Annotated in this window: 18 protein-coding genes and 1 pseudogene; 5 read left to right on the plus strand and 14 right to left on the minus strand. The window is 47.2% G+C overall.

Going from position 1 to position 23,298, the window contains the following annotated elements:
* Window positions 1-29 precede the first annotated feature (29 nt).
* Window positions 30-2,138 (plus strand): excinuclease ABC subunit UvrB, encoded by a 2,109-nt coding sequence (gene uvrB, locus CFT61_RS04995; RefSeq protein WP_089543368.1) that lies wholly within the window; start codon window positions 30-32, stop codon window positions 2,136-2,138.
* Between the two features lie 371 nt (window positions 2,139-2,509).
* Here the strand turns inward: uvrB and CFT61_RS05000 are convergent, their stop codons facing one another.
* From CFT61_RS05000 to CFT61_RS05045, 10 genes are all read right to left on the minus strand, one after another.
* On the minus strand, window positions 2,510-3,097 hold the full coding sequence (locus tag CFT61_RS05000) for an IMPACT family protein (protein ID WP_089543369.1): 588 nt from the start codon (window positions 3,095-3,097) through the stop codon (window positions 2,510-2,512).
* Window positions 3,097-4,431, minus strand: a complete 1,335-nt coding sequence (locus tag CFT61_RS05005) for a DUF1015 domain-containing protein (RefSeq protein ID WP_089543370.1) — start codon at window positions 4,429-4,431, stop codon at window positions 3,097-3,099. The genes CFT61_RS05000 and CFT61_RS05005 overlap by 1 nt, the downstream gene beginning before the upstream one ends.
* 105 nt (window positions 4,432-4,536) lie before the next feature.
* Window positions 4,537-5,454: an NAD(P)-dependent oxidoreductase gene (locus tag CFT61_RS05010; RefSeq protein WP_089543371.1), complete on the minus strand. Its 918-nt coding sequence runs from the start codon at window positions 5,452-5,454 to the stop codon at window positions 4,537-4,539.
* Between the two features lie 73 nt (window positions 5,455-5,527).
* The gene (gene serC, locus CFT61_RS05015; protein WP_089543372.1) at window positions 5,528-6,598 is read right to left on the minus strand and encodes a 3-phosphoserine/phosphohydroxythreonine transaminase; all 1,071 of its coding nucleotides are present in this window, start codon (window positions 6,596-6,598) and stop codon (window positions 5,528-5,530) included.
* A gap of 302 nt (window positions 6,599-6,900) precedes the next feature.
* Window positions 6,901-8,220, minus strand: a complete 1,320-nt coding sequence (locus tag CFT61_RS05020) for a DEAD/DEAH box helicase (RefSeq protein WP_089543373.1) — start codon at window positions 8,218-8,220, stop codon at window positions 6,901-6,903.
* A gap of 25 nt (window positions 8,221-8,245) precedes the next feature.
* Window positions 8,246-9,517, minus strand: a complete 1,272-nt coding sequence (locus CFT61_RS05025) for a tetratricopeptide repeat protein (RefSeq protein ID WP_233904261.1) — start codon at window positions 9,515-9,517, stop codon at window positions 8,246-8,248.
* Entirely contained in the window at window positions 9,504-10,607 is a 1,104-nt protein-coding gene (locus tag CFT61_RS05030; RefSeq protein WP_089543375.1) for a DUF6057 family protein, read from the minus strand. The genes CFT61_RS05025 and CFT61_RS05030 overlap by 14 nt, the downstream gene beginning before the upstream one ends.
* A 10-nt stretch (window positions 10,608-10,617) precedes the next feature.
* Window positions 10,618-12,744, minus strand: coding sequence for an alpha amylase C-terminal domain-containing protein (locus tag CFT61_RS05035; RefSeq protein ID WP_089543376.1), 2,127 nt, complete (start codon window positions 12,742-12,744; stop codon window positions 10,618-10,620).
* 41 nt (window positions 12,745-12,785) lie between these two features.
* Complete coding sequence (locus CFT61_RS05040; protein WP_089543468.1) at window positions 12,786-13,229, minus strand: YhcH/YjgK/YiaL family protein; 444 nt, start codon at window positions 13,227-13,229, stop codon at window positions 12,786-12,788.
* A gap of 120 nt (window positions 13,230-13,349) precedes the next feature.
* On the minus strand, window positions 13,350-14,453 hold the full coding sequence (locus tag CFT61_RS05045; protein ID WP_254918868.1) for a phosphatidylinositol-4-phosphate 5-kinase: 1,104 nt from the start codon (window positions 14,451-14,453) through the stop codon (window positions 13,350-13,352).
* 366 nt (window positions 14,454-14,819) lie between these two features.
* Between CFT61_RS05045 and CFT61_RS05050 the strand changes: the two genes are divergently transcribed.
* Window positions 14,820-15,530 (plus strand): LytR/AlgR family response regulator transcription factor, encoded by a 711-nt coding sequence (locus tag CFT61_RS05050; protein WP_089543377.1) that lies wholly within the window; start codon window positions 14,820-14,822, stop codon window positions 15,528-15,530.
* Here the strand turns inward: CFT61_RS05050 and CFT61_RS17200 are convergent.
* Both CFT61_RS17200 and CFT61_RS17205 read right to left on the minus strand, forming a co-directional pair.
* Window positions 15,527-16,180, minus strand: a complete 654-nt coding sequence (locus CFT61_RS17200; RefSeq protein ID WP_254918869.1) for an HAD family hydrolase — start codon at window positions 16,178-16,180, stop codon at window positions 15,527-15,529. The two genes, CFT61_RS05050 and CFT61_RS17200, sit on opposite strands and share 4 nt — an antisense overlap.
* 138 nt (window positions 16,181-16,318) lie before the next feature.
* Window positions 16,319-16,963, minus strand: a pseudogene (locus CFT61_RS17205) (carbohydrate-binding module family 20 domain-containing protein); the annotation flags it as partial.
* A 237-nt stretch (window positions 16,964-17,200) separates the two neighbouring features.
* Here CFT61_RS17205 and mltG point away from each other — a divergent pair.
* From mltG to CFT61_RS05070, 3 genes are all read left to right on the plus strand, one after another.
* A complete protein-coding gene (mltG, locus tag CFT61_RS05060; protein WP_089543379.1) occupies window positions 17,201-18,253 on the plus strand; it encodes an endolytic transglycosylase MltG in 1,053 nt (350 codons plus the stop codon).
* A gap of 124 nt (window positions 18,254-18,377) precedes the next feature.
* On the plus strand, window positions 18,378-18,650 hold the full coding sequence (locus CFT61_RS05065; RefSeq protein ID WP_089543380.1) for an ACT domain-containing protein: 273 nt from the start codon (window positions 18,378-18,380) through the stop codon (window positions 18,648-18,650).
* Between the two features lie 31 nt (window positions 18,651-18,681).
* Window positions 18,682-20,046, plus strand: coding sequence for a PFL family protein (locus tag CFT61_RS05070; protein ID WP_089543381.1), 1,365 nt, complete (start codon window positions 18,682-18,684; stop codon window positions 20,044-20,046).
* A 516-nt stretch (window positions 20,047-20,562) separates the two neighbouring features.
* Here CFT61_RS05070 and hisS read toward each other — a convergent pair.
* Together hisS and CFT61_RS05080 are read right to left on the minus strand one after the other, a co-directional pair.
* The gene (gene hisS, locus CFT61_RS05075) at window positions 20,563-21,927 is read right to left on the minus strand and encodes a histidine--tRNA ligase (RefSeq protein WP_089543382.1); all 1,365 of its coding nucleotides are present in this window, start codon (window positions 21,925-21,927) and stop codon (window positions 20,563-20,565) included.
* A gap of 96 nt (window positions 21,928-22,023) precedes the next feature.
* Window positions 22,024-23,298: an adenylosuccinate synthase gene (locus tag CFT61_RS05080; protein WP_089543383.1), complete on the minus strand. Its 1,275-nt coding sequence runs from the start codon at window positions 23,296-23,298 to the stop codon at window positions 22,024-22,026.

The following is a 23,298-nucleotide window of genomic DNA, read 5'->3' on the forward strand; positions in this document are numbered from 1 at the left end:
TTGTATTTTTGCACCCAAAAACAGAGATTATGGACTTTAAAATCACATCAGAATATCAACCGACGGGTGATCAGCCGCAAGCCATCCGACAACTCACCGAAGGCATCCAGCAGGGAGAGCCCGCACAGGTGTTGCTTGGCGTAACCGGTTCCGGCAAGACCTTCACCGTAGCAAACGTTATAGCCAACGTGGGCAAGCCGACTCTTATCCTGAGTCATAACAAGACGCTTGCCGCCCAGCTTTATCAGGAGATGAAAGGCTTCTTCCCCAACAATGCCGTGGAGTATTACGTTTCCTACTACGACTATTACCAGCCGGAGGCATATCTGCCAACCACGGATACCTATATAGAAAAAGATCTCGCCATCAATGATGAGATCGACAAGCTCCGTCTGGGTGCCGTTTCCGCTTTGCTTTCAGGCAGAAAAGATGTCATCGTGGTATCTTCCGTATCATGCATCTATGGTATGGGTGGACCAGTAGCTATGCAGGAAAACATCATCAAGATTCACAGGGGACAGCAACTCGACCGAAATGAATTTCTCCGGAAACTGGTAGATGCCCTCTATGTAAGAAACGACATCGAACTGCAGCGCGGCAACTTCCGCGTAAAGGGAGAAACGGTAGATATCTTCATGGCGTACAGCGACAATGTGCTGCGAGTAACCTGGTGGGATGACGAGATAGACAGCATCGAGGAGGTAGATTCCCTCACCTATCACCGACTCGCCTCCTTCGAAGAATATGAGATTTATCCTGCCAACCTTTTTGTAACCAGCAAAGAGCAGCAGGAAATCGCCATCAGAATGATACAGGACGACCTGGTGAAGCAGGAAGAATTCTTCAAGAGCATAGGCGATGGCATCAAGGCACAGCGCATCAAGGAGCGTGTGGAATACGATATGGAGATGATCAAGGAGCTGGGACACTGTTCGGGCATCGAGAACTATTCGAGATATTTCGATGGCCGACATGAAGGAGAGCGGCCATACTGTCTGCTCGATTTCTTCCCGAAAGATTTCCTTCTGGTGGTAGATGAGAGCCATGTGAGCATTCCGCAGATCGGTGCGATGTATGGTGGCGATAGAGCCCGAAAGAAGAACCTGGTGGAATACGGTTTCCGATTGCCTGCCGCCTTCGACAACCGTCCGCTCACCTTCGAGGAATTTCACAGTATGATTCATCAGGCCATCTACGTGAGTGCCACCCCAGCCGACTATGAGTTGAGAGAATCTGAAGGTGTGGTAGTAGAACAGCTGATCCGCCCTACGGGATTGCTCGATCCGGAGATTGAAGTACGCCCAAGCGAGAACCAGATAGATGATCTGCTCGATGAGATTCTGACCAGAACCCACCGGGATGAACGTGTACTCATCACCACCCTTACCAAACGTATGGCAGAGGAGCTGACCGAGTTCCTGCTGAACCACAATGTAAAGGCTGCCTATATCCATAGCGATGTGGCAACGCTCGACCGCGTGAAGATCATGAATGATCTGCGAGCAGGCGTGTATGATGTACTGGTGGGTGTGAATCTGCTCCGCGAGGGTCTAGACTTGCCTGAGGTATCGCTTGTTGCCATCCTCGATGCAGACAAGGAGGGATTCCTGCGCAGTCACCGTTCCCTGACCCAGACCGCCGGCCGTGCCGCCAGAAACGTGAACGGCAAGGTGATTATGTATGCGGACAATATCACAGACAGCATGCAGAAGACCATTGATGAGACTGCCCGCCGAAGAAGCATCCAGCTGAAATACAATGCCGACCATGGAATTACGCCAAAGCAGATTCAGAAGGCGATTACCTCTGCACTGCCTATGGGCAAGGAAGAAGAAGCTGCTTCAGGTGCAGCCACCATCAAGAGCATCAAGAGTGCCGAGAAAGCCAAAGGCATTATGGATCATAAGAACATCAAGGGAGCCGAAGGATCCAGACAGCGTGTCTATATCGAACCAGATAGCGCCACGATGGTTGCCGATCCTATCGTCCGCAGCATGAGCAGGGAGGAACTGGAGAAGAGCATTGCCAACACCACTGCTCTGATGAAACAAGCCGCCAAGGACCTCGACTTCATGCAGGCAGCACAATATCGCGACGAAATCATCCGATTGCAGAAGGAATTGGAAGAAAAAGGATAAATATACGAAGAGGGTATGTCATAAGTCCTGATAATGGTAGCCCGAGGACGGATAAAAGCCCCAAAGTACCTAGGTGTCTTCAAGAGCGTAAACCCGCCAGGCGTCCCGGCGGATTTGAAATCCGCCGTAAAAAAAGGTTCGACCTATAAACACCGGGGGATTTGTAATCCCCCAATAAAAGGAAAAGCATACTCCTTTGCTGCGGATTGCAAATCCGCAGAGCCTAAATAGGTTAGGACATTTTTTAACGCCGGATTGCAAATCCGGCGGGACGCCTGGCGGACTTACGTTCTTTAAAAACTAAAAAAGGGTGCGTTGTGGACTTATGACACACCCTCTTTCAGGGCGTGTGGGAACTCTGTGATTTTCCGTTATTCAAACGACAGCTTTTTCAGGCGGGTACGCAATTGCTCAGCCTCGCTCTTCCTGATTGACAGCTTGATGCTACAGGTATTGTCGAAAGTCTGATCCACGATGCGGGGATTCATCTCCTTCACAATCCTCATCACATCATTCATCATCGGATAGGTGAAATCATAGGTTACGATTTCCTCTACCTGCTGCGTTACCTCCTCGCAATGCGCCAGGGCATCTATCGCTGCTTCACGATAGGCTACAATCAATCCGCTGGTACCCAGCTTGACTCCTCCGAAATAGCGAATTACAACAATCAGGATATCCGTCAATTCCGCCTTTGTTATTTGTCCCAGTATCGGTTTTCCTGCCGTAGAAGATGGTTCACCATCATCATTGGCACGAAACTCCGTGCGCTCCGGACCTAGCATATAGGCATAACAACAATGTCGGGCATCGTAATATTTCTTACGGTACCCGGCAACAATCTCCTTCACCTCGTCAACAGTGGTAACGTGGTGAGCAAAGGCGAGAAACTTACTCCTTTTCTCGGTGTAATATCCCTCGCCTACAGTATCTGATATAGTTTTAAATTCGTCAATCATTAATCCAACTTGTGAATAATCAATCCGCTGCGCAACTTTGGCTCAAACCATGTTGCCTTAGGAGGCATAATCTTGCCACTGTCAGCGATGTCCATAATCTGCTGCATGGTAACTGGATGCAAGGCCAATGCCATCTTCATCTCGCCACTATCTACACGACGCTTCAACTCGCCGAGTCCGCGAAGGCCGCCCACGAAGTCGATACGCTTATCAGAACGCAAATCCTTGATGCCCAGAATATCATCCAGAATCAGACGGGAAGAGATATCTACATCGAGCACGCCGATTGGGTCCTCATCATCATAGGTTCCTGGCTTGGCAAACAAACCGTACCATTTACCATCGAGATACACGAGAAAAGAATGGAGAGCGGAAGGCTTCAGGATATCCAAGCCAAACTGCTCGATTGCTTCATCAATGGCTATCTTCTCATAGCATGGGATACCCTCCTCATCGCCAGAAACATTCACATTAATTGCGTCAATCTCAATAACTTCGAAGTTCTTGGTAAGAGCATCAAGGAATTCATCTGATGTCAGACCATTCAGATCCTTTACGACACGGTTGTAATCAAGAATGGTGAGCTGACTTGCCTGGAAGCAGACAGCCATAAAATAGTTGTATTCCTCCTTACCAGTATGGTTAGGATTCTGCTTAGCCTTCTCTGCGCCTACCAAAGCTGCAGCAGCAGAACGGTGATGACCATCGGCGATATAGAGGCTAGGCATCTTGGCAAATTCAGCGGTGATGGTTTCGATATCCTTGTCATCACTGACAATCCAGAACTGATGACGGAAGCCATCGATTGGAGCAATAAAATCATACTCAGGCTCTGTTGCTGCATAGCGCATCAGAATCTCATTGAGCACAGAATTATCAGGATAAGCAAAGAAAACCGGTTCGATGTTTGCATTGCAGACACGAACGTGCTTCATACGATCCTCTTCCTTATCACGGCGGGTAAGCTCATGCTTCTTGATGACACCCGTCATATAATCATTTACGTATGCACCCACAACAAGACCATACTGTGTCTTGCCATTCATGGTCTGTGCATAGATATAATACTGTTCCTTATCATCCTGCTTCAACCAGCCATTCTCCTGGAACTTCCTGAAGTTCTCTGCAGCGCTTTCATAGACGCGAGGATCATACTCAGATGTACCTGGTTCGAAATTGATTTCAGGTTTAATGATATGATAAAGGCTTTTCTCGTTATCGCCAGCCTCGGCACGAGCTTCCTCTGAATCGAGGACATCGTATGGACGAGACTCAACTTGCTCTACTAAATCTTTTGGAGGGCGAATGCCCTTGAAAGGTTTTACTATTGCCATAATGTTATAATTTACTTTGTCAAGATGAATAAAAACACGAAAAGCCCATCAAGAGTGCTTCGGTGAAAAAGCACTCTTCATGAGCTATATATTCGGGATGAATAATTACTTATTTACCTGGAACTTGGTGCAGCCATCTGCAAAGAATGCATTGATCTGCTTGGCAGCTGCGATACCAGCATTGATGTTAGCCTCGGCTGTCTGCGCACCCATCTTCTTAGGGGTTGAGAAGTAGCGGCCCTCGAACTTGGCGAAGTCTGCATCAGCATCTGGCTTGATGTCGGTGATGAACTTCAAGTCCTCACGCTCTGCAAGAAGCTTCAGGAGCTCAGGCTCATTGATGACCTCCTTGCGGGCTGTATTGATAAGAATACCACCCTTAGGCAACTGGTTCACGGTCTTGTAATCGATGCTCTTGATAGTCTCTGGAGTAGCAGGGATATGAAGAGAAACGATATCGCAAGTCTGGAACAGCTCATCCTGAGACTTCACGGCGTGAACACCTGCAGCCTCGATGACATCTGCAGGGCAGAAGGCATCATAAGCAGACACTTCCATACCGAAGCCCTTGGCGATGCGAGCTACATTGCGACCCACGTTACCAAATGCCAGGATACCCAACTTCTTACCCTTCAACTCAGAGCCAGCCTTGCCATTGTAGAAATTACGAACTGTGAAAACCAGCAAACCGAATACCAGCTCGGCAACGGCGTTGGAGTTCTGACCAGGAGTATTCTCGGCTACTACGTTGTGAGCAGTAGCAGCAGCCAGGTCGATATTATCATAACCTGCACCGGCACGAACGATAATCTTCAGGTTCTTGGCTGCGTCGAGCACCTCGGCATCAGCCTTGTCAGAACGGATAATCATCGCATCCACATCCTTCACGGCATCGAGAAGCTGAGCCTTCTCTGTATATTTTTCGAGCAGTACCAACTCATTGCCTGCTCCCTCTATTTCTTTCTTAATGCCCTCGACAGCAGCTGCTGCGAATGGCTTTTCTGTTGCAACTAATACTTTCATACTTGAATCCTTTAAGAATCAATTATCACCAAGGATAATTATAAATTATTAATTGTTAATTATAAATTATCAATTAGTGTTGTGCTTCAAAATCCTGCATAGCCTTGACGAGTGCCTGAACACCCTCCATGGTCTGTGCATTGTAGCAGCTGGCACGGAAACCACCTACAGAACGGTGACCCTTGACACCAACCATGCCACGCTCTGTAGCGAAATCAAGGAATGGCTTCTCCAGTTCCTTGTACTCATCGTTCATCACGAAGCAGATGTTCATCAATGAGCGGGATGCCTCTTCCACGGTACCCTTGAAGAGCTTGTTGCGGTCAATCTCTGCATAGAGAACCTCAGCACGCTCGTGAGCTCGCTTGTCAGCAGCCTCTACGCCACCATTTGCCTTCAACCAGCGGAGGTTCTCCATCAAAGTATAGATAGGAACTACAGGAGGAGTATTGAACATACTGCCCTTCTCTACGTGAGTACGATAGTCGAGCATGGTAGGAATCTCGCGAGGAGCCTTGCCGAGCATATCATCCTTCACGACGATGACGGTAACACCAGCCATAGAGAGGTTCTTCTGGGCACCAGCATAGATGGCGGTGTACTTTGAAACATCCACAGGACGGCTCATGATATCTGATGACATATCAGAAATCAAAGGCACGTTCACATCTGGATCTACACGGAGTTCGGTACCATATATGGTATTGTTGCTTGTGAGATGCAAATAATCACAATCGGCTGGCACAACGTTAGGAACCTGAGGATAGAAAGTGTAATTGGCGTCGGACGATGATGCGATCTCCACGACCTCACCAAAATGCTTTGCCTCTTTCATAGCCTTCTTAGCCCAAGTACCAGAATTAATGTAGGCAGCCTTCTTGATGAGGAAGTTGGCAGGAATCTGCATAAACTGCAACGACGCACCACCACCAAGGAAGATTACGGAGTAACCCTCAGGAATGTCAAGAAGCTCCTTGAAGAGGGAGACAGCCTCGTCGACAACTGGCTGGAAATCCTTAGCACGGTGGCTGATTTCCATCAATGAAAGACCTGAACCATTAAAATCCAAAATCTGCTTTGCTGTGTTCTCAATCACTTCACGTGGAAGCATTGATGGACCTGCGTTAAAATTGTACTTCTTCATCTTGTTTAATTATTTTAGTTTTCTGACTATGCTATTCCTGTTAGCAGGAACAGTATAAGCGCAATCCACCCATTTAGGCAACTGAGCAACCCTAATGTATGGATTTACGGATGCGAAATTACATATTTTATTTGAATCTACCAAATTTTCCTGCACATTTTTAGCGATTTGGGCAAAAATCTTTCATTTTGTCAGTGCTTTTAACATATTTATCGCATATTTATGCCATAAATATCAATTTATAACAAGAAAAGCCTCCTCTGGATATAATTTCCAAGAAGAGGCTTTTATCTACATTAGAATCATCGCACTTCTTCTACGATGGTCTTTACGCCCTTAATTTTCTCACCCTTTACATTGTTGAGCACACTTCTCAACTTTGGTCGGGCTATCGCTGCATAGGCATAGCGGTCGTTGACATCAATCTTTCCGATTTCAGACGAATTCAATCCGCCCTTCTTGCAAAGGAAGCCCAGGATATCACCCTTGCTGATCTTATCCTTCTTTCCCTTACCTATATATAAGGTAGCCATTTTTGGCTTTGCAGGCATCGGCAACTCCTCAACGGCAGGAATCTCGTAATCCTCTACCTCTGCATCAACATATTCCGGAATGTGCTCCTCTGGACCCAACAGGAAGAAAGCTCTGCCCTGTGCCTCCCATCTTGCAGTACGACCCACACGATGGATATAGCCATCCTCGCTTTCCGGCATGTGGTAATGGATGATGTTATCAATGTCTGGGATATCGAGACCACGTGATGCGAGATCGGTACTCACCAGGATATTGGCACTGCCGTTGCTGAAACGATAAAGTGAAGCCTCGCGCTCCTTCTGCTCCAGACCGCCATGGAAGAAAGAGGTAGAGAACCCCTGCTCCACCAGATACTTATTGGTACGCTCTACGCTATCACGATAGTTCAGGAAGACGATGGTACTCTGGTCGCCCAAACTGCGGAGCAGCATACCCAGACTCTCCAGCTTATCCTTCACCGGACTTTCCACCTTATATATATGTACACGTTCAGGCACCTGCTCCTCGTCCATTCGATAATCAATCTTCTCTACTCTGCCCATGTGTACGAAACGAGGAATCTCCTCAGCCTCGGTAGCAGAAAGCAGGAAGTGACGGCGCAAGCCAGGAAGCGATTTCACCAAACGGCTCATCTCATCCTGGAAACCCATTTCCAGACATTTATCAAATTCATCAATTACGAGATATCTGATATGGTAACGGTTCAGATTACCCTTATCAAGATGATCGTTCAGACGGCCTGGAGTTCCGAAGACAATCTGTGGGCGCACCTGCTTCATCACGCGATGCTCATCCATTGTCGCACGACCTCCATAACAAGCCATGGCACGAAGTCCGCTACCCATATTCTTGAGCACGGTGGCAGACTGCAGCGCCAGCTCTCTACCCGGAGTCACCACGATAGCCTGCGGCTCATCGTCGCCGGCATCAATGAGTTGCGAGAGCGGCAGGAGATAAGCCAGCGTCTTACCACTACCCGTAGGCGAAAGCACTACCACATCTCTATCGGTGTGCAGCACGGCCTGCATCGCATCCTGCTGCATATCGTTGAGTTCGATACCCAACTTATCTAAAATTCTATCTATCATTGTCTTTTGTTTATTGAAAAAGAGATTACCTTTTCTTCATGATTTTATCTATTTCATCAAACTCCTTACCCATATTCAGGTTCAGATAGATGGTATAGAGCGGAAAAGCCCATTTAGACTGCTCATCAGGCTGAAGCTTTCTATACTTGACGAGATAAGGGAGTGCCTTCCTGTAATTGGCATCCACCTGTTCACGCACCTTTCTCGAAGTCTGCGAACTCTTATCCTGCTCCACTGCCATATTGAAGTAACAGATGCCTGCATTATAATATGGATCGGCAAGTTCCTCATTCACGGAGATAGCCTTATCGCTTACCTTGATACACTCCTGGAGCTTGCTCTGTTCGAAGAGGATGTTGCTCTTGGCAACAAGATACATATCACTGTCTGGCACAATGGTGAGAGCCTTATCTACTACTGCCATCGCAGAATCCAGCTGATTGATATCTACATAAAACTCCACGAGTCGTGGGAAGAAATACGGGAAAGTAGGCACCCGTTCGAATCCTTCCTTGAGCGATGCCAGATAGCGCGCTGTATCCTTCTCCAGATAATAGGTTTCGGCAAGATACTGCAACATATAGTTGTAATGCACGGTATCTTTCAGCGCTACATAAGAATGATGCAGCGTTGCCTTGGGATCCTTCATCTTATAGCCGGAATATACGGCATAATAGGCAGCCAAAGGAAGATGCTTATCCTTCTGGCTGTAATCGTACGACCGGAACAACGGCTGGTTGGCACAATCTATATAACGGTCGAAGAACTTATAGGAATCGGCATACTTCTTCTTACCGAGGAACCACAGTCCACCGTTAAAGAGATTGGTGCGGATATGGGAAAGATAATCAGCATGCTGCTTACGGAATTCGATTTCCACCTTTCCCTTTTTGTTAGGAACCATCTCTACAGAATCAAACTGCTGCGCAATCTCGAAGAGCTGTCGGGTGAAATTGAAGAGCTGGGCAGTATCATACTTCTGCTTGAGATAGAGCTTTTCGTTACCCTGCTCGTATTGCTTACGTACGGCATCGAAGTAGAGGTTCCAGATTTTCTTGTTGTTCTGATTGGCAGAATCTGCCAGAAGTTTCTGCATGCTTGCCTGCGCCTGAGGCAGGTTCTTGCCCGACTTCACCTGATCCTTCGCCAATTGAATTTCCTTCTTCTGGGCAAAGCCCGCAGATGGCACAAGAAGGAGCATCCACAATAGGACACTCGCCAAGTTGCGGAAAAACGGATATCCCCATTTACTTCTATATCCCGATATTTTATGTCTCAATCTATTATTTATTTCCATAATCATAATAGTACCAATATGTGTTGCTGTATGTATCGCGGAGAACAGACTGGCGTTCTACCGGATTGCTATACTTACGCTCCATCGACTGATAATCGGAAAAATCGGCATCCATCACGTTGTCGTGAAACTCTACGATAGGATGCGTCCGAAGATGACAATAGAGCAAAATTGCCTCTTTGTAATGAGTTGGCAGCTTGGTCAATTCGTGATACTTAACCAGCTTGCGGACAAATTCATCGAGCTTCTTGTCCAACAGAAGCGCACAAAGCTCGTACTCCTTCGAGAGGCGATACTTCAGACGATGTTTCTTCATCCAGGGCGATGTTCCATACATCCACACCGGAGCCTGCCACATCAATGCCTTGACGGACGTGCCATTGATATACATCGATTGGCTGCCGCCTACCAATGGATAGGAGAAAAGACGGCTGCCCAGCTCGCCCGTTCTGTAAAGACAGGCTATACGGAGCATCGTAAGCGACGAATCGGTCTGCAGGGATTTCTCTCCAACCTCTAAAGCTTTTTCATACTGTTTTTCTTTCATCAGATGTTCCATCTTCATTCTTTCGTGAAAGAGGCGATCATTGTTGGTGATGAAGATAACTGCCAGCATCATCACGACAAGCTGGGAGATGTTCACCCATGAGTAACGCGAGAACCAACCGAAACTATGTGGTTCCTGCTCAAGAGGTTCCAACTGTCTGACCACCCACATCACACCAGCCCAGACCAGGAGACTGAAAGGCAGAACAAGCCACCACCAGCCCAGCGAAACACTGGTATCTACATGGGTAGGCACATCGGCAATCAGGGCCAGCAAAAGGAATGAAGGGAAATAAGTAAGTCCGTGAAAACGACGCTTCACACGGGTCACCGCATATGCTCCCAACTGCAGCAGAAAGCATACAAAGGTAACAAGCAGCGGTGCAAGCGTATAGAAATAATCTGTCTTACCTTCTGATAAGACATGCTGCGCCACGGCTAAAATATCTGCCTGGTAACAAGCCAGGAATGTATAAGCAAAAACTAAAAAAATGATAGCACAGGCGAAGCGCATCTTCGCCGTGCTATTCCTTTTATGATCCATATATCTATGTTTAATTTTTCTTGAGCACCAGTGCCGAACGGGCTGGCAAGTAGAGCTTCAACCACTCCTTGCGATCGTTCACATACACAGGGTCATAGTTGGTGAGGTGGGTCATCTCGTCATCGTTCAGACCATTGCCACCAAACGCCTTGTTGTCGGTATCGAGTACCACACTATAGGCACCGGTAGGTACCAGGAAGCCATAGTCGGTAAACGAGCGGGTTGGCGAGAAGTTGAAGACGAAGAGCAGGTCGCCTCTCATATAAGCGAGTACCTGATCGCCATCATTGTGCCAGATTTCAACAACTGGTGTCTTGTTAAAGTTCTTTTCACTCTTAATTGTCTTGAGCATCTCCTTGTCGAAGTCGCCGAGATAGTGATAGCAGAGATCCTTGTTATCTACCAGATTCCACTGTCTGCGAGCATACTTGTAGCTCCATCCGTTACCCTCGCGAGGGAAATCAATCCACTCTGGATGACCGAACTCATTACCCATGAAGTTCAGGTAACCGCCATTGATGGTAGAAGCAGTAGCCAGACGGATCATCTTGTGCAAGGCAATGCCTCGGTGAACCATATCGTTCTCATCACCCTTCTTGAAGTGCCAGTACATATCAGCATCTATCAGGCGGAAGATGATGGTCTTGTCGCCTACCAGTGCCTGGTCGTGGCTCTCGCAATAAGAGATGGTCTTCTCGTCTGCACGACGGTTCTTGATTTCCCAGAAGATGCTGGATGGCTTCCAGTCTTCATCCTTCAGCTCCTTGATGGTCTTGATCCAGTAGTCTGGAATATTCATTGCCATACGATAGTCGAAGCCATAGCCGCCATCGGCAAACTTGGCAGCCAATCCAGGCATACCGCTCACCTCTTCAGCGATGGTGATGGCATTCTTGTTCACCTCGTGAATCAGACAGTTGGCAAGAGTGAGATAGCAGATAGCGTTATCATCCTCATGGCCATTGAAGTAGTCACCGTAATTGCAGAACGCCTCTCCCAGACCGTGGCTGTAGTAGAGCATAGAGGTTACACCATCGAAGCGGAAACCATCGAAGTGGTATTCGCTGAGCCAGTACTTGCAGTTGCTCAGGAGGAAGTGCATCACCTCATCCTTACCATAGTCGAAGCAGAGACTGTCCCAAGCTGGATGCTCATGTCTGTCGCCAGGATAGAAGTACTGGTTAGGATCACCGGCAAGATTGCCGAGACCTTCCATCTCGTTCTTCACTGCATGAGAGTGAACGATATCCATAATGACAGCTATGCCATTCTGATGGGCTGTATCAATGAGAGACTTGAGTTCCTCTGGGGTTCCGAAACGGCTGCTGGCAGCAAAGAAGCTGCTAACGTGGTAACCGAAGGATCCGTAGTAAGGATGCTCCTGGATAGCCATGATCTGAATGCAGTTGTAACCATCCTCTATGATACGTGGCAACACATTTTCCTTGAATTCCGTGTAGGTGCCCACCTTCTCGGCATCCTGTCCCATGCCTATGTGGCACTCGTAGATGAGCAGCGGAGTGGTGTTAGGCCTGAAGGTCTTCTTCTTCCACTTGTAAGGCTCAGGGTTCCATACCTGCGCAGAGAAAATCTTGGTCTGCTCATCCTGAACCACACGGTTAGCCCATGCAGGGATACGCTCGCCTTCTCCACCTTCCCAGTGCACCTTCATCTTGAAGAGATCACCGTGCTTCATTGCCTTTTCCGAGAGTTTCAACTCCCAGTTGCCGGTGCCCTTGATACGCTTAGCACGATACTTAGGGCTTTCCTGCCAGCCGTTGAAATCTCCGATGAGATAGATATCTGTAGCATTTGGCGCCCACTCGCGGAACACCCATCCCTTCTCCGTCTTGTGTAATCCGAAGTAGTCGTATCCGTTGGCGAAATCGCTGAGCGAAATCTTGCCGTTACGGGTAAGCTGGTTGAGTTTCCAGAGCGCATGCTCATGTCTTCCTACGATAGCAGGCTCAAAGTCTGCCAGATATGGATCGTTCTTCACGAGTCCGATATGTTTTGGGGCAGCAGCCTTCACGGTTTTCTTGGTAGCGCACTTGGCGGTTGCCTTGCAGGTAGCCTTCTTGGCTGTTGTCTTCTTTGCTGTAGTATTTTTAGCTGAAGTTTTCTTTTCTGTTGCCATATATCATGATTTTAGATGGTTCTACTATTTGATTAAGGTTTTTAAGCCTTTACCTTGAAGATAGCCTTATGGATATCACCCTTGCCGATGCATGGCTGATGACCGTCCTGTGGGAAGAAGATAGCAAACTGGCCTGGCTTGCAGGTTACCAGTGTCTGAGCCTTCACGCCAGGATACAAGGTACAATCCTTAGCCTCGTCGTATTCCACTTCCGGGAGATCCTTCACTGGAGAATATCCATAGGTTTCCTCTGTATTCATAGGAATCTGAATATCAATCATCTGGCGATGTGCCTCGATGGTAGCCTCTTCCTCGGTCTTGCCGTGAGCTACAGCGATATTCACAAAGAGTTCATCACCCTGGATAGGATGCTTGCCGGTCTCCAACTTAGTGAGATCAGTCTCGTTGATAAACTTCACTACTTCTGTGAAGAGTGGATTAAGAGAAACATATTTCTCCAAATTGTCTAATGTATCAATTACCATAGTATATTGAATTTTGTGATTGATTTCTACTTTTTTAAGTTTATATTTCAGGAAAGCATAGAAGCGGATAAGCATTTCATTGCCTCTAGATTGAATCATGATTCAATTCTTGCCGGAAGTTTAATCCTCAAATCGCTTTCCGTTCTCATATACACCCTTGGCAGTAACCTGACCATTGCAGTCTTTCTCTACGAATCTGCCATCGCGTGCATCCTTCTTATAGTTGCCCTCGAAGCGCTTGCCGTCCTTGTTCTCCTCGATACAGAAGCCCTCGCGCTTACCATTGTGATAGACACCCTTGAAGCGGTTGCCGTTGGCGTAATGTATCACCACGTTGCCATCGACATATCCCTTCTTGAACTCGCCTTCAAAGATGTCGCCGTTCTTCTTGGTCAACTTTCCCCTACCGTTCTGCAGGTCGTCTTTCCAGCTGCCAACATAGATGTCGCCATTCTTCCATACGAAAGTACCCTGTCCGGAACGCTGGCCATCCACAAACTGTCCGGTGTATTTCGAACCGCTGGCTGAGCGGAAAATTCCTTCACCGGTACGTTCACCCTGCGAATAATTACCTTCATAGATATCACCGTTATGGAATTTGTAGATACCCTTACCGTCCTGGATATCATCCTTCCAGTCGCCAATATAGGTATCACCGTCAGCATATTTAAAGGTACCCTTGCCGGAGCGCTGGTTATCTACCCACTGTCCATCGTAGGTGGTTCCATCTCCCCAGTCAAAGAATCCATTTCCATTCTTCATGTCGTTCATCCACTGGCCTTTGTATTTGGCACCGTTGGAATAGGTGTAGGTACCTTTTCCCTGTCGCTTATCCTTATACCAGTCGCCGTCATACTTATCACCATTGTAATAGTACATCACGCCATGTCCGTGCTGGAAATCGCGGAACCAGAGTCCTACATACTTATTATTGTTCTGGAAGTAATAGGTACCCTTGCCGTGCTGCTGGTCCTGCAGCCACTGTCCTTCGTATCTCTCGCCATCCGAGAAAGTATATACGCCATATCCGCTGCGCTTTCCCTTGACGTAGGCACCCTCGTAAGTATCACCATTCTTATATATGGTAGATCCCTTGCCCTGTGGCTTGCCGCTTACCATCTCTCCCTTATACTGACCGCCATCACGGGTGATGCAGCTACCGAGCGAGATTTTCTGCGCCGACATGGCAAGAGGCGAACAAGCCAGCATCATCGCCAGCATCATCTGCTTACCTGTAAGCAAGAACGTGCTTACAGAAAAATATCTTATAGAATTGTTTTTCTTATCATTCATGTCGTTTATCATCATTTTGATTTCAATAAGAACCGGTATTACAACCGTTTCCGAGCCACATGATTGCGAGTCCAGAACGGAGTTTGACCGATTCCGAACCGATATATTCGATTCAATCCCCAAAAGTAACGCTTTTTCGGCAAACCGCCAAATAGATTAAGCAAATTTAAGGGAAAAAGAATAAAAATAAGATTTCCTGAAAAAAAGTTCTTCCGGATACAATAAAACGGGAAATCAGCCGTTATTAGGGCAAATAAATGATAATACCATCCAACTAATCAAAAAATAAAAATAAGTATGATATTAAACTGCGCCATCATAGATGAAGATCCTGAGGCTTTGGCTTTGCTGAAGCATTATGTTGAGGAAACACCATCCCTCAATCTTATCGGTGCGTACCACAACGCCATCGAAGCTGTAGATGGAATCCACCACAGCCATCTTGACATTCTGTTTCTTGCCATCCACATGCAGCAGATCAGCGGACTCGAGTTTGCCAAACTCGTGCCGATGAACGTGAAGATTATCTTCACCACCGCATTCAAGGAGTATGCCATCGAAGCATACAAGGTGAACGCCTTCGACTATCTGGTCAAGCCTATCCTATACGAAGACTTCATGCAGACCTGCCAGAAGGTATTCGACCATTATATGCAGGACGATACCTACAACCCTATCAAGCGCGATGGCTTTGTAGTAGTGAGGAACGAAAGCAAATACACCCGAATTCCTTTCGAGAACATACTCTTTATCGAGAGCGTGAAAGATTACGTGAAGTTCCACATGGCGGACGGACGCAACATCATGACCCTGGGCAACCTGAAACGCCTGGAAGAGAAACTTCCGCGCCAGAAATTCAGAAGAGTGCACCGCTCTTTCATTGCCAATCTAACTAATTTTGACTACATCCAGAACATGAAGGTAGTCTATGGCAAACTGGCGGTGCCTATCTCTGACACCAACAAGGATGATGTGGTGAAATTCGTAGAAGAACACGGAATCAACTAACAGATCTGCAGCGGGGATGTAACAAATATTCTAGCATCATGTGCGATAAGGAATTCGAGATCGCGGAATCCCCAAAGCACACTGATGCAAGGCATTCCGCTGTTCTTGGCGGTCATGACATCCACATCACTGTCGCCGATATAGACTGCGCTTTCCCTATCGGCATTCATCTGACGCAAAGCCTCATTTACAGTATCCGGGGCTGGCTTTTTCTGAATATCCTCACGTTCACCGATAGCCACATCTACCAAGTCGCCAAAGAAATGGCGACAGAGGGCTTGGGTGGCAGCATAAAACTTATTGCTCACCACGGCAATATTCTTACCTCTATCCTTCAACTCCTGTAACATTTCCATCACACCCGGATAAGGCTGCGTGGTATCAAGATTATGCATCATATAGTGCTTGCGGAAATCGGCAAACACCTGTTCAAACTTCTCATTTTCCAAACCTTCCGGAATGGCACGTTCCATCAGTTTCTTGACACCGTTTCCAACAAAGCGGCGCACCTCATCTACACTACGCTCAGGAAAACCATTCGTCTTGAGGGCATAATTGCAGCTCGCAGCCAAATCGCCCAGGGTAGAAAGCAAGGTACCATCCAAGTCGAAGATATAGGTATCGAAATTAAACTGAGCATGAGGTGGCATCTTCTTCACACGGAATTCACCGCCATGTAGGATACAGACATCCTTGGAATAAAGTCGGATTTCATCCGGACCGCTAACCGCATAGCGGTTGGCTTTCTCCTCCTCATCATGGCCATAGGCGATACCTGTTCCCATGGTGCGATTCTCACCAAACTCCCATCTCTTAAACTGATGGGTCCTGGCATCCACTACCACATATTTATACTCCAGCGGAGCCTCCAAAGCCTGTACGTTGACAGAGAGCACCCAACTGGTTCCGCCCTGATGAATCATCGGAAGATAATGGTCAGTATTCCACTCGCCCAAGGTTGGATGATTACCCAGCAGTGCCACAGCCTCACCCTCGTGAAGCTGAGGAGCAGAAACCTTGAAGATCACGGTCTGCTCGAACAGAGGCAGCTTGGCAACCTCATCACCCGTCCAGACTACCGGAGACGTATAGTTGATGAAACCGCCCAGCAGCTCATTCTCATCATCCAGCCAGAAGTCGGACAGGATATAGTTTCTGTTCGCCTCATACACATAGGCTCTAGGAGAAGCTACAGATTCCCTGCGCACCACATTTCCCTCGGCATCCACCACCTTATAATAATAGGCTACAGCCACAAAGGGATGATGACGGTTTTCCAAAGTATGGGTTTCAGCCATCCAATGATAACCATCTACTGTGTTCATCGCCAGATCTACCACCTTCCGCTTTCCGTCACGTGCGAAGAAGGTGATATCGGCATGCAAAGACTCCCCCCACTCTGCCTTGTATGATATTGTAAATTTCATTCTCATATCATCTATCGTTTTAATATGTCAATATTCCTCAGTTTCAATGATGCAAAGGTAATGAAAATCTTCATACCACGGATAAAGAATCAGTGAATTAACCTATTTTAATTGACTACGCTTTGCTATTTGGCATTTTTACTGTACTTTTGCACCAAAATGTTTCAAGAAGAACAGATCAAGTTCAAAGACGAACAGAAATATTTCAAGAAGAAAAGAAAATGTTTTAAGTAGATAAAGAAAATGAAGAAAAAGAAAACAACTTCTAAGTTTTACCTCTATGGCGCCATCGGCTGCATCGCCGTCATTGCCATCGTAGGTTATCTCTACTGCTTCTCATCATTCTCGAAAAGCAGCGAAACCAAGTATGTATATATCGATGCCGATGACAACATCGACTCTGTATATAATAAGGTGAAACCTTTCGCCAAGAGCATCCCGATGCAGGCATTCCGCACACTCACCCTTCATTCAGGCTATGCCGACCACATCCGCACCGGTAGATACGCCATCCATCCTGGAGACGGAGCACTCAAGGTCTGGCGTCACATGAAGAATGGTTTGCAGGAACCTGTCAACCTCACCATACCTTCCGTACGCACCATCGACAAGCTCGCCGTAGAGCTGAGCAAGAAACTGATGCTCGACAGCACAGAAATCAAGAAGGCACTCACAGATGAGACGGTTTGCGAGAAGATGGGCTACGACACAGCCACCATCGCCTGCATGTTTATCCCTAACACCTACGATATCTACTGGAATGTATCCATCGAGAAATTCCTGGAACGCATGAAGAAAGAGAGCGACAAGTTCTGGAACTTTGAACGCACGGAGAAGGCCAAGACGATGAAGCTCACTCCTAACCAGGTGATTACACTTGCCAGTATTGTAGATGAGGAAACTGCCAACAACGGCGAAAAACCGATGATTGCAGGTATGTACTACAACCGACTGATGCTGCGCAATGCAGAGTATCCGGAAGGTATGCCACTGCAGGCTGACCCAACCATCAAGTTCGCCTGGAAGCGTTTCGAACTGAAGCGTATCTACAACAACCTCCTGTACATCAAGAGCCCATACAACACCTACAAGAATCCAGGTCTTCCTCCTGGTCCTATCCGCATTCCATCGGTTGCCGGCATTGATGCCGTACTCAACCATGTAAAGCACGAGTATCTCTATATGTGCGCCAAGGAGGATTTCAGCGGCACCCACAATTTTGCCCGCACCTATCAGGAGCACCTGCAGAATGCAGCAAAATATTCCAAGGCACTCAACGAAAGAGGAATCAAGTAAACGATATATCAGAAAACTTGCAAAATGTCTGTCATTTTGCAAGTTTTCTGTTTTTTATTTGGTAGTCTCCCTAAATTGTTGTAAATTTGCAGCATTAAACTATCCATATAAAATAATTTATTACATGAACAGAACGATTATTACAGTAGTGGGCAAGGATACAAAAGGTATCATCGCCAGAGTTTGTACCTATTTGGCAGAGAAGGACGTCAATATCCTGGATATCTCTCAGACCATCGTACAAGAGTACTTCAACATGATGATGATTGTTGACATGGGTAAGATGAATACATCTTTCGAGACTGTTGCCGACGAACTCGCTGATCTTGGCAAGAGCATTGGTGTTCAGGTAAAATGCCAGCGTGAGGAAATCTTCAACATGATGCACCGCATCTAAGTTTATCACATTTAAAAGCAATAGAAGGAATATGATCAATATATCTGAGGTTATCGAAACCAACAAGATGATTGAGCAGGAGAACTTCGACGTGCGCACCATCACCATGGGTATCAACCTCCTGGACTGTGCCACTTCAGATCTCGACCAGCTCTGTCAGAACATTTATAATAAGATTACCCGCCTCGCCAAGGATTTGGTGAAGACTGGTGAGGACATCTCTAAAGAGTATGGTGTGCCTATCGTAAACAAGCGCATCTCTATCACTCCGATTGCACTCGTAGGTGGTTCTGCCTGCAAGACTACCGATGACTATGTGAAGATTGCCAAGACTCTCGACAAGTGTGCCAAGGAGTTGGGTGTCAACTTCCTCGGTGGATACTCAGCCATCGTAAGCAAGGGTATGAGCAAGAGCGATGAGCTTCTCATCCGTTCTATCCCTCAGGCTATGGCTCAGACCGATTTCATCTGCAGCTCTGTAAACGTAGGTTCTACCAAGACCGGTATCAATATGGATGCCGTACGACTGTTGGGCGAAATCATCAAGGATACAGCCGAGGCTACCAAAGATAATGGTTCCTTGGGTTGCGCTAAGCTCGTTGTTCTCTGCAATGCTCCTGATGATAACCCATTCATGGCAGGTGCCTTCCATGGCGTTTCTGAGGCAGACGCTGTTGTCAGCGTAGGTGTCAGCGGTCCTGGTGTAGTAAAATATGCTTTGGAGCAGGTGAAGGGCGAAAGCTTCGAGGTTCTCTGCGAGACTATCAAGCGTACTGCTTTCAAGATTACACGTGTAGGTCAGCTGGTTGCCAAGGAGGCATCACGCCGCCTGAACGTACCATTCGGCATCATCGACCTTTCATTGGCTCCTACTCCAGCCATCGGCGACAGCGTAGCTGATATTCTGGAGTTGATTGGTCTGGAGCGTGCTGGTGCTCCAGGTACAACCGCAGCACTCGCACTTTTGAACGACCAGGTTAAGAAGGGCGGTATCATGGCTTCTTCTTATGTTGGCGGTTTGAGTGGTGCCTTCATCCCTGTTTCTGAGGACCAGGGTATGATCAATGCCGTAGAGGCAGGTGCACTTACTATCGAGAAGTTGGAGGCGATGACTTGCGTTTGCTCTGTAGGTTTGGATATGATTGCCATCCCTGGCGATACAGCAGCTACCACCATCTCCGGTGTCATTGCCGACGAGGCTGCCATTGGTATGGTAAACCAGAAGACCACTGCCGTCCGCATCATCCCTGTTGTGGGTATGAAGGTGGGAGATACAGTAGATTTCGGCGGTTTGTTGGGTTATGCTCCAATCATGCCGGTTAATCAGTTCAGCTGCTCTGATTTCGTAAATCGTGTAGGTCGCATTCCTGCTCCTATCCACAGCTTTAAGAATTAAGACATTTAAAACTTTCCATATCGTTTGGGGGAGGCATCAGTCTATCACGACTGCTTGCCGCCCCCTTTTCTTTTGTGGGAAATAGATTATCATACAACTACTTCACCTATCACTTACAGCTGCCTCTCCTATCACTTATAGCTGCCTCTCCTATCACTTACAGCAGACTCTCCTATCACTTGCAGCTACTTCTCCTATCACCTGCAGCTACTTCTCCTATCACCTGCAGCTACTTCTCCTATCACTTGCAGCTGACTCTCCTATCACTTACAGCTGACTCTCCTATCACTTGCAGCTGACTCTCCTATCACTTGCAGCTACTTCTCTATACTGGCACCAAACTGCAGCACATACTTGATCTGCTTGCCGGCAACATGAGAAGGATTCGCTTCTAGCCCTAAAGCTAAAAAAAATCCGCCTCCTATGCAGAGTTTTCACAAATTCATACATAAGAGAACGGACGAATGGTAAATATATACGGTAGAAAAACCTTATACCAGAATTATATAGCCTTTATTATTTCTTAACGACAGCGATGAGCTCCTCTGCAGAAACCAAAGTCTGCTCACCACTCTCCATATTCTTCAATGTAACCTTGCCAGCTGCCATCTCATTCTCGCCAGCGAGAACAACAAATGGAATCTGCTTGGCGTTGGCATAGCTCATCTGCTTCTTCATCTTCGCCTTGTCTGGGAAGATCTCAGTGCGGATACCAGCTGCACGAGCGGCAGTCACGATAGGAAGACAATAGGCTGTCTCTTTCTCACCGAAATTGATGAAGAGCACCTGAGTAGAATTGACCGCCTCCTTTGGATAGAGATCGAGGGCATTGAGCACATCGTAGATGCGGTCGGCACCAAAACTGATACCTACTCCACTCAATCCTGGCAAGCCAAAGATACCGGTAAGGTTGTCGTAACGACCACCACCAGTGATACTGCCCATAGGAGTATCAAGCGCCTTCACCTCGAAGATGGCACCAGTATAATAGTTCAAGCCACGAGCCAAAGTAAGGTCGAGCTCAATCTCATTGTTCAGACCAACAGACTTCAAGGTATCAAGGATAAACTTAGTTTCCTCTACACCCTTCAATCCGATTTCAGAACCTTCGAGAACCTTGGAAATCACTTCAAGTTTCTCATCGTTAGAACCTGACAATGAGATGATTGGCTGCAACTTCTCAATAGCCTCTTCAGAAATGCCATCATTGCGAAGTTCCTCGTTCACATTGTCAAGACCAATCTTGTCGAGCTTATCGATAGCCACGGTGATATCTACGATCTTCTCTGCCTCGCCAATTACCTCAGCAATACCGGTAAGGATCTTACGGTTATTGATCTTGATGCAGACACGCACACCAAACTTGGTAAAGACTGTATCTACAATCTGCATCAACTCAACCTCGTTGAGAAGAGAATCAGAACCAACCACATCAGCATCGCACTGATAGAACTCGCGATAGCGACCCTTCTGTGGACGGTCGGCACGCCATACTGGCTGAATCTGATAGCGCTTGAAAGGCATCTGCAACTCATCTCGATGCTGCACCACGTAGCGTGCGAAAGGCACGGTAAGATCGTAGCGAAGACCCTTCTCGCAGAGCTTTGCCGCCAACTTGAGTGATCCGAGCGAATGAATATCCTCATCGCTCACCTTATTCATATAGTCACCTGAATTCAAAATCTTAAAGAGCAGCTTGTCGCCCTCCTCACCATACTTACCCATCAAGGTCTGAAGGGTCTCCATGGCAGGAGTCTCAATCTGCTGGAATCCGTAAAGGGCATACACATCCTTGATGGTATTGAAGATGTAATTACGCTTTGCCATCTCAACAGGACCGAAATCGCGGGTACCCTTTGGAATACTTGGTTTCTGAGCCATTTATTTATGTTAAATATTAAATGTTAAATGTTTAATGCCTAGTGCTATGCTCACCCTTAAGCAAACATCATACACCAAACATTAAACACTATCAAATTATTTACGAACAATAGTCTGAGCGCGGTCTGGACCGATAGAGATGATACCAATCTTGGTCTCAAGGAACTCCTCTACGAATGCAATGTAGTCCTTGAATTCCTGTGGGAACTGATCCTCAGAAGTAAACTGAGTCATATCAGTCTTCCATCCCTTGAACTCCTTGTAAACAGGCTCTACGTTATCAATCTCGTAAGGGAAATCTGTAGTAACAGTGCCATCAGGCAACTTGTAAGCCACGCAAGCCTTGATGGTATCGAAACCATCGAGCACATCGCTCTTCATCATGATAAGTTCGGTTACACCGTTTACCATAACAGAATACTTGAGCTGTACGAGGTCGCACCATCCACAACGACGCTCACGGCCAGTAACCGCACCATACTCATGACCCAGGTCACGGATCTTGGCACCAGTCTCATCGAAGAGCTCTGTTGGGAATGGACCTGCACCTACGCGAGTACAGTAAGCCTTCATGATACCATAGACATTGCCGATACGGTTAGGACCGACACCCAGACCGATGCAGGCACCCGCACAGATGGTATTAGAAGAAGTTACGAATGGATAAGAACCGAAGTCAACATCGAGCATAGTACCCTGAGCACCCTCGCAGAGGATGTCCTTGCCAGAGCGGAGCACCTTGTTGATTTCCACCTCGCTGTCGATGAGCTTAAACTGCTTCAAGTATTCGATGCCCTCCATCCAGGTCTTCTCTACCTCAGTGATATCGAAATCAGTGTATCCGAGGCTAGCGATAGTCTTGAGATGAGCAGCCTTGTGAGCAGCATACTTCTCCTCGAAGTTTTCGAGGATATCACCTACGCGAAGACCAGTACGGCTTACCTTATCAGTATAAGTAGGGCCAATACCCTTACCAGTAGTACCTACCTTGTTCTTGCCCTTAGAAGCCTCAATGGCTGCATCGAGCACACGGTGAGTAGGCATGATGAGATGCGCCTTCTTAGAAATGTAGAGACGGCTCTTGAGGTCATGGCCACTCTTCTCCAAATCCTTAGCCTCGCCCATAAAGAGGTCTGGAGCCAAGACTACGCCGTTACCGATGATGTTTACCTTGCCACCCTGGAAGATACCAGAAGGGATAGAACGAAGAACATACTTCTCGCCTTCGAACTCGAGAGTATGACCCGCATTAGGACCACCCTGGAAACGAGCAATGACATCATACTTAGGGGTCAAAACATCAACCACCTTACCTTTTCCTTCATCGCCCCACTGCAAACCGAGCAGGACATCTACTTTACCTGTGTTCAT

The sequence above is a fragment of the Segatella copri genome, assembly GCF_002224675.1.
In the GTDB taxonomy this organism is placed as follows: Bacteria; Bacteroidota; Bacteroidia; order Bacteroidales; family Bacteroidaceae; genus Prevotella; species Prevotella copri_U.